Annotated in this window: 2 protein-coding genes; both read right to left on the bottom strand. The window is 49.8% G+C overall.

What is annotated here, in order from left to right:
- Positions 1–29 precede the first annotated feature (29 nt).
- On the bottom strand, positions 30–2,084 hold the full coding sequence (locus FBQ94_RS16370) for a YncE family protein (protein ID WP_285442272.1): 2,055 nt from the start codon (positions 2,082–2,084) through the stop codon (positions 30–32).
- Positions 2,085–2,299: 215 nt separating this feature from the next.
- Positions 2,300–7,342, bottom strand: coding sequence for a cupredoxin domain-containing protein (locus tag FBQ94_RS16375; RefSeq protein WP_285442273.1), 5,043 nt, complete (start codon positions 7,340–7,342; stop codon positions 2,300–2,302).
- Positions 7,343–7,664 lie beyond the last annotated feature (322 nt).

A 7,664-nucleotide genomic window follows, 5' to 3' on the forward strand; every position in this document is an offset into this window, starting at 1 on the left:
AAATTCCTAAATTTGTATGTATCAAGGGATTACCCTTTGCTGGCAACCTGTAAGATTAAAGGCGGCAATTGGTTCAATCGGACGTTGAGTGATGGGCACTGGAAGGAGATATAGTATGCTCCTGCCTTCGGGGGTGTGAGATCAATTTGATAGATACCATCACCCACAGGCCTCGCCCATTGCCGGTTCTGCCAGTTACCAGAAGTAAACGCCATAACACCGAAGTCCTTCAGCCCAACCCTGGGTTGATCAGTTCCTGGATCAATAACCTTGAACAGCAATTGTACATTCTCCCCCACATAAAGGGTTTTCTTCTCCAGCATTGGCTCCACCCGCAGGGGCAGATGCTTATCCTTTTTCGATATATCCGGATTATCCCTCACGTTGACCGAAAAGCAATGAATAATGCGGGGAGAATCCATAAAGAGGATAATATCAAGTTTTCCGTTAAGGGTAAGCCTGGTATTTGTTGCATAGACACCTGCTTCTACTTCTTTGAGACTCCGGTCAATGACCAGAATAGCCCGCGGCTGGCACCCATAGTTTCGAAAATTGCCCATAGGCGCTGCCATTCCTTCCTGATAATAGTAGATGGCTTTGTCGACCGGATTAGCCACAAGAACCGCCCCGCCTCCGGGAGCGGAAACAATGCTGTCGGCGATACTCAGGCTTTGAGCCTTGCCGAAAGGAACCTGACCACCGATGAAATCGTTGACGGGAACAGGCGCTCCCTCATGTCCAACCTGATCAAGCGGAATCATGAGGATTGATTCGCTGCCCCGCGATCTGATGTAGGCAGTGTTTTCCGTAAAAATTACCTGGTCCGGCTCCTTTCCAACGTCACCGGTTTGTATGATACGATGGGTTGAGGCATCAATAATATGAACGCTATTTTCCCGGGAGTTTACCGCGAATCCAAGGCGTCCGTTACGGGTAAAGCGCAGGACTCCAAGTCCGGGTTTCGCCTCGATACGATTTACGATCTCAAGGCTCTTGCTGTCAACAACGAGAATCGTTCCATCTTCTTCGTTTACTACATAGGCCGCCTTGCTGAGGGCAGAGTAAGCTATTGAGACGGGCATCCTGCCACTCTGAATATCTCGGATTTTATTTAGTTTCCAGATATCGACAATGGAAACGGTGCCAGCATCCCGGTTGGTCACAAAGGCATAACGGTCATCTCCGGTAAAGGCTATCTCGTGATGTCCTGCACCGGTGGGAATATGAGCCACTTTCTTCAATGAAACAGTGTCGATAACCGTCACACCGCTTGTTGTATCCAGGGTATCAGCAGCGCCATCAGCGCCAACCCAGAGGTACTTTTCATCCGGCTGCAGCGCTATGCGCATGGGTCTCTGACCCGTATCGACGTTGGCGACAACCTTCCAGGCTGCGGTATCGATAACTGCAATCTGATTCGCCTGTGGCATAGTAACAAAAAGTCTCCTCTGATCCTGACTCATAACCCAATCCTCACCCGGGCTTTTCAAAGGGACCCTTGCCAGCAGATTGCTGCCGCCATAATTAAAGAGAGGATCAACTACCGAAATACTTGCTTCATCGTTGAGCGTAAGGACATAAAAGATGTTCAAGTCGATTTCTGCCCGCGAGGAAAGGCTGCCAGACAGGAGCGATTGTACCTTCTCAGCACAGTCATCCGTTGTGGACAGTTGAATCCACGCTGCAGGGTCGAGCGTGGTCACCGGAGCGCCTGTCGTAGTATCAGTGATCCTAAACTGTACGGTAACATCATCACCCTCTTTAAGTTCCTCAGAAATCTTCTCTCCGGAAACAACAGGGATTATCGAAAATTCCACAGCAATTCCCTCCCGGACAATTTTTTTTGCTTCCTCATCTGCTTCTCCGGAGGTTAACGCCTTACTCGTGCCGGTCCCTCCCTGCTGTGCAGGAGCGGAATTGGGATTGCCGGAGGCCGATGCCACATCTGTCGTTCCTGGCTCCTTTTCAGAAATTGATAGTCCTTCTTTAGCCACACTGCCCTGGAATGAGGTATCGCAGGAGAGGAGAAAGAGGCAAATCACTGCTGAACAGAAAAGCGCAAACTTTTTGCTAATATATCTCATATATCTAATTCTGGCGAAGAGGAATTTAACCATTTCATCAAATCTCCGACTAAAGAATATATCAAATTTAAAGTTCTGCAGAGATGATACCTTGTTTTTCCATCTGTTTTCTTTCTGTTTAGGAATCAGAAACAGAGGAGGGAAAGATACCTCCAGATTGTAGTAATCCGGAACGGTATCCTCCCTCTTCACCTTCAGCAACTCAGATGAAAAAGTTACTCCTTAACCCGCATGATACCCCAAATTCCGCCATCGAACTGGAAGGATGACATATCACGCCAGAGATAGTCACCGGCAACTCCAAATTTGCCACCGGCGCCGTTCTGGAGCACAGCATCAAAATGGTTCGTCGGGCCATGACCCATTCTGGCGCCCTCAAACATAGTCAACCATTTACCCCCTAGCTTGTTATCACCAATCCGTGTGGAATTATTCTGGTACGGCAACTCCTGCCAAACATGGCCATGCACCATGAATACGTGGTTGCGCGGATGGCCTCCCGGCTGAAGCACCCTGAAACGGACCTGTGTTCCTTTATTAACCGTGAAGACAGGGGTTTCCGGGTCCTTATCTCCGACCTGTGCATTCGTAAGCGCATTGGCAAAGTCAACGGTTCGGGTAAACGTCAAAGGCGCATCCGGAGCAAAGCCCATTCGGAACCACATTGGCTCACTGCGATAGTTGACGGCCTTCTGGCCTGAATCCTCCGCATCCTCAGCCTCCGCTGTGTTAGGTACCGGCCCATTATCAGCAATAGTACCATCACCCAGTTTATCACCAAAGCGGAAATTGATGTCATCCTGGAATACGGTAACAAACTCACGGAATAAAAGGTTATTATTTGCATCATAAATATTGGCAGCCATACGGGATTTCCTGTTCTGATTCAGATCGAAATCGGTCTTCCATTTCGACCCTTGCGGTTCAATGATTAACGCCGCAACCGCCCCTTTATTGCTGTGTTTGATAAGGTCAGATGATGATATGTTTATGCTGCCAAATTCTACTGGTTTTGCATTCAGGGTTCCATCAGGCTGCAAATCCAGGTGACCTGCATACCATCGATATCTTTTGCTGCTTCCCGGCTTGGTAGCCTGTAAACTGTTGTAACCAACGTTAACACCATCATGTCTGGCGATGTCGTAACTTACCAGTTGCGGGTGCAGTCCCGTGTAACTGGAAGGCCGAACCTGGTTGATGTTGAAGTGATCTACAATCATCGGCATCGTGCTAAAGCCAGACAAATCGGGAGCTGCTCCTGATGGAAGCCTGTTCCTGAAGTTTATCTCGATACAATCGCCGGCATTTGCGCGCAGGACCAGTGGTTCTACCGGAATATTCGGTTTCAGTTTACCTTCATCGGGACCCGACTTTATCAGATCGCCATGGAAAACGAAGAGTATTGCTGTAGGATCATGGAGCGGTCCATCATTCTCTTCCCGGGAATTATACACTAATGTTTTCTCTTTCAGGACATTCTTAGCAAGAACCGCCGTTACTGCATATGACCGCACCGGCGCCGAATCAGGACAAACACCCTCAAAATCATCAGCATTGGCAATCATATCACCCGGAATATCCATGTTATTAGGCAACGGCATGAGATCATCCTGCAGGTTCTTGTATGCGCGCAAGATTCCCCAGCAACCATTCCAAAGACCATCCGATGAAGAATCCGGTTTATAGAGATAATCGTTAAACCGCCTGCCGCTGGTGGTTTCAACCTTTATAACGGGCGCTACCATCTCAAAATGCTCGGAGATACCCATCATCTGAGAGCTGCGATAGCCCGAGTTTGTCCACCCAGGTTCATAGAACCACTTGAGTCCGTGGATGGAGAAATTGTGTCCCTCCTCTGTGGCGCCGACCATGGTGCGAATCTCGATCCTGTCATTTTGATAGGCACGCAAGAGAGGTGTGAAAGGATCGCCGCGTTTCGCGCCCTGGGATGCCGTTGCATTCGGATAAGGCCAATTACTCGGAGAAAGGTTAAAGGCCGGATCGGCCCGGCTTACATCGGAACGGAAGGCGTAGGAAAGATCACCTGCCTTATCCGTTGCCTGGGTATTGGTATTTGGATTACGGATCCGCAAGGCAATCGGTTCGTTGCGGTTATTGATCGAAAAAGTACCGACATCATCCGCTGAAATGGCTTCGGGACAAGGGAGCGGTTCACCACCGGGGCATTCCTCGGCTCGCTTTACCAGGAAGGGAAGACCGATTTCCTCCCTGCCAGGCGGATTGACAGCCAGATCCGGTTGGGCTGGTTTATCGAAACCTCCTCCAGGCTGACGGGCAACACCATTCCACGGCTTCGGGAAAGTTGGGCCTCCCCCGGACGGCAGTTCGGGATGGCTGTCTTTCCTGTACGACAATTGAAAATCGATGAACTCGAACATGAACTCACGGTAACTATCAGCGCCATCTTCTCCTGCCAGGATATCAGCCCGCCAACTAGTCGGTCCTCCATCATCACGCGTTCCCATGGTAACACCACTTACCGGATCGCGCCATGTTGATCCTTTGGGTTCGATAAGCAACCCGGCGTACAGGCCTGCCTGCTGGTGTGTCGATGGACCATAATGATCATGGGTATACACGGTACGGAGGGTACGGTCATGTCCATTGAGGTTTAAGAGAGGATCCGCATACCAGCGCTGGACTGTAGTCTGAGCCCCGTCAACATGGAAAAATGGATGGGCCTCTGCCTCTAAGTCCGGCTGCGGCTGGCCATCGTCATCCAGAAGTCCGCTCTTACCGGTAGGATCAAAATGATTCAGCGCTTCAATTCTTTCTTTCACCTCGTCCGGACTAAAAGTACCGTCTTCGTAATTCCAGCCATTGCCCGATCCGTCAGCAGACAACACATCGAATTTTACCAAATGGATGTGCTGCCCGATGACATCAGTTGGTGTGCGGACCTGGAAGTCATCTAACTCGTAGATATGAGGAACCAGGTTCGTGTGCCAGTACTCAACACAATCGCCACTATTAGCGCGGACGAACAAGGGTTCAGGCGCACGGGTCCCATTATAGTATGCCGACACGTCTTTCCATAACGAGAGTATGCGTGTCTGCGGGAAGTGCCAGCCTGCCTTATTGAGGATAGCATCGATCTGGATAACCGCAGCCTTATAGGTTCGAATGGTTGTAATGGGATCTCCGGAATCATCAACGCAAGGGTCTGCAAATGGAGCCCCCCGCACCCGGGGCCGGCCGTTAGTAACGAAATTGCCCGCAGCAACATTTCCGTTGAGATCGACGGCAGAAGACGGATGATTTAACTGTTCGTGAAAACTCATGGCTGCCTTCTCAACATCCGTCCCATTCTCAGGAAGCTCTTGAGCCTTCATAGCCAGGATTTCCTTGGTGAAGTCAAGGCGCGTATGCACTTCCCTGGTAACGTTGTCGGGATCGCTGACAACGACATGTCTGGGCAGACCACCATCATGAATGGTATCAAGCGGCGGATGGGGCGGCCGATGGCCTGCAACACCAGGAACGAAGAACGGAAACCCGGGATTCCCGTTTCCTGTAATCTGTACCGTGCTCGAATCATCAGTACCATCGCCATTCGCATCGGCTGGTATAATGGTTACCACTGCCCCCGGCATCGGCGCCATGGGCAAACCCGGCAGCGGTACCACACCCGGAATCGGTGTACCGGCTACAATCTCTCCGTCAGGCAGCTTGCGTGTACCATCCTCAAAGACGTCATGAACACGCCAGAGCGCCCACATTCCCTGGGCAAAGTGAGGATAAAAGTGGCAATGGAAGATAGAATCTCCCGGAGTTCTGTTACGGTTTCCGCTGCCGTTATAGCAAATCTCCGTCGTATATGCACTGCCGGGACCAAGGGCCTGGCTATCAAGATAGGAGGAGTTATCGCTGTCAGGACTATGTACCCACTGATGCGCATGGAGATGATGGATGTGGTGCTCCTTGGAACCTGCGTTGAGTACCCGGAATTTTACATGATCACTGAGATAGGAGTGATAGACATTCGATGGATCATCAGGGTAAAGAGCTTCAGTGGCAACTGGTCCGGGTACCAGGGTGTCCAAAATATTTGGGTCTACTCTCAGATTAGCCGGATTATCAACCACCATAGCAGGGTCGCCCGCTGTCCACGAGCTCAGGAAGAATTCCTCGTACTTGCACTCGGTACAGTCCCACATCGGACCAACCCCGAGACGATTGGCAATAATCTCCGCGCCTGCACCGCCGGAACCGTAGTTAATGCCAAAACTATCCCGCACGCCATGTAACGTATGGATAAGAACCGGATCCTCGAAGAAAGCAGGAAATGCCTGTACGGCGCCGATCTCATCGTGATACATTATGGTAAACTCCCTGAATGGCTGGTTACGGTTCGGATAGACGGGATTTGGTAAGTAAGTGCCACTGGCAGGGACGATGATTGCCGTCAGGTCCGAGTGGACGATATTGTTGCCGCTATCGAGGATATTTAAAACGGGAGTATTGGAAGGTATTAAACCCCCGGAAGGATACGTTGCCCCACCAGGGTAGACCTTGTTGTAGTTGATTTTAGGCTGCCCGGTAGGAGTTGTTGCCGTGGTGGCAATCACTATGTCACTGGCCGTTACCTGGCTACGAAACCATACAGAGTTTTTGGGCTCGACATTGACAGCGCCGAAGAGACCGCTGTTCAAAGATCCTCCGTCCCCCTCACCGCCAACCGTTGCTCCTGCACTGTAGAGAAAATGAGACCCCTCACGTTCGGCGTACAGGGTATAAACGGCAGAATCTCCGGGTTCAACGAGACCACTATTCTGATTGTCACCAACGTTTGAACCATCGTCAGCTATGCCGTTTACTAACTGCATACCGACTACGTGTACCGAGGCTGCTCTCGTGGCCGGTTGCTCGTCATCAACAGGTGCGTTTGCCAAAAGATTGGTAAAAGTGATCTCCAGACAATCACCCTCATTCATACGAAGAACGAGTGGGCGAGGTCGTTTATCTGGCCGGAGCTGAACGTTTCCAGGAGTTAATTCGCTCCCTGAGATTGGGATAACATCTCGTTTCAGCGCAAAGATCATACCCTGTGGCTGGGAAGCGCCAAGCCGGTTCCAGAAGAACGGCTGATCCAGTGCCACAACATCGGCTTTAATAGTTCTCTGGCACCCCGCTTCTGCAGAACTTCCCCAAAAAACCGCTCCAAGAATTATTAGTAGTAGACTAATGGTAAACAATATCCCTGGAGTTCTTATAGTAAAATATGTTCGAACAGACATCATGATTGCCCTCCTTTTCTCTTTCACTTCGCAAAACAATTCAGATAAAATTATTCGTGAAAATTGACAAAATCATTGTGTCTTTGCATTCCGCACAGGAGTAAATTTTTCCTATAAAAATTAAAAGGAATTGTGCACTTTCTTTATGATATTGTTGAGCCTCCTTTCTCATCATGAAAACAAAAAAGCCTTACTGCAAAGATACTCATGGAAAATATCTTCGGCAGTAAGGCTATCTTATTTCTTCGTGTCAGTTATGAGTGTAAGTGTCTGGTTAAGTATACTAACACTATTCACAAATACTGTTCACGGCTACAAGACC

The organism is Candidatus Jettenia sp. AMX1, assembly GCF_030263775.1.
Classification (GTDB): Bacteria; Planctomycetota; Brocadiia; order Brocadiales; family Brocadiaceae; genus Jettenia; species Jettenia caeni.

What these genes read in the sequence shown, in the direction of transcription:
- FBQ94_RS16370 (WP_285442272.1), bottom strand. Translation starts at nt 2,084, where the DNA reads ATGAGATATATTAGCAAAAAGTTTGCGCTTTTCTGTTCAGCAGTGATT.
- FBQ94_RS16375 (WP_285442273.1), bottom strand. Translation starts at nt 7,342, where the DNA reads ATGTCTGTTCGAACATATTTTACTATAAGAACTCCAGGGATATTGTTT.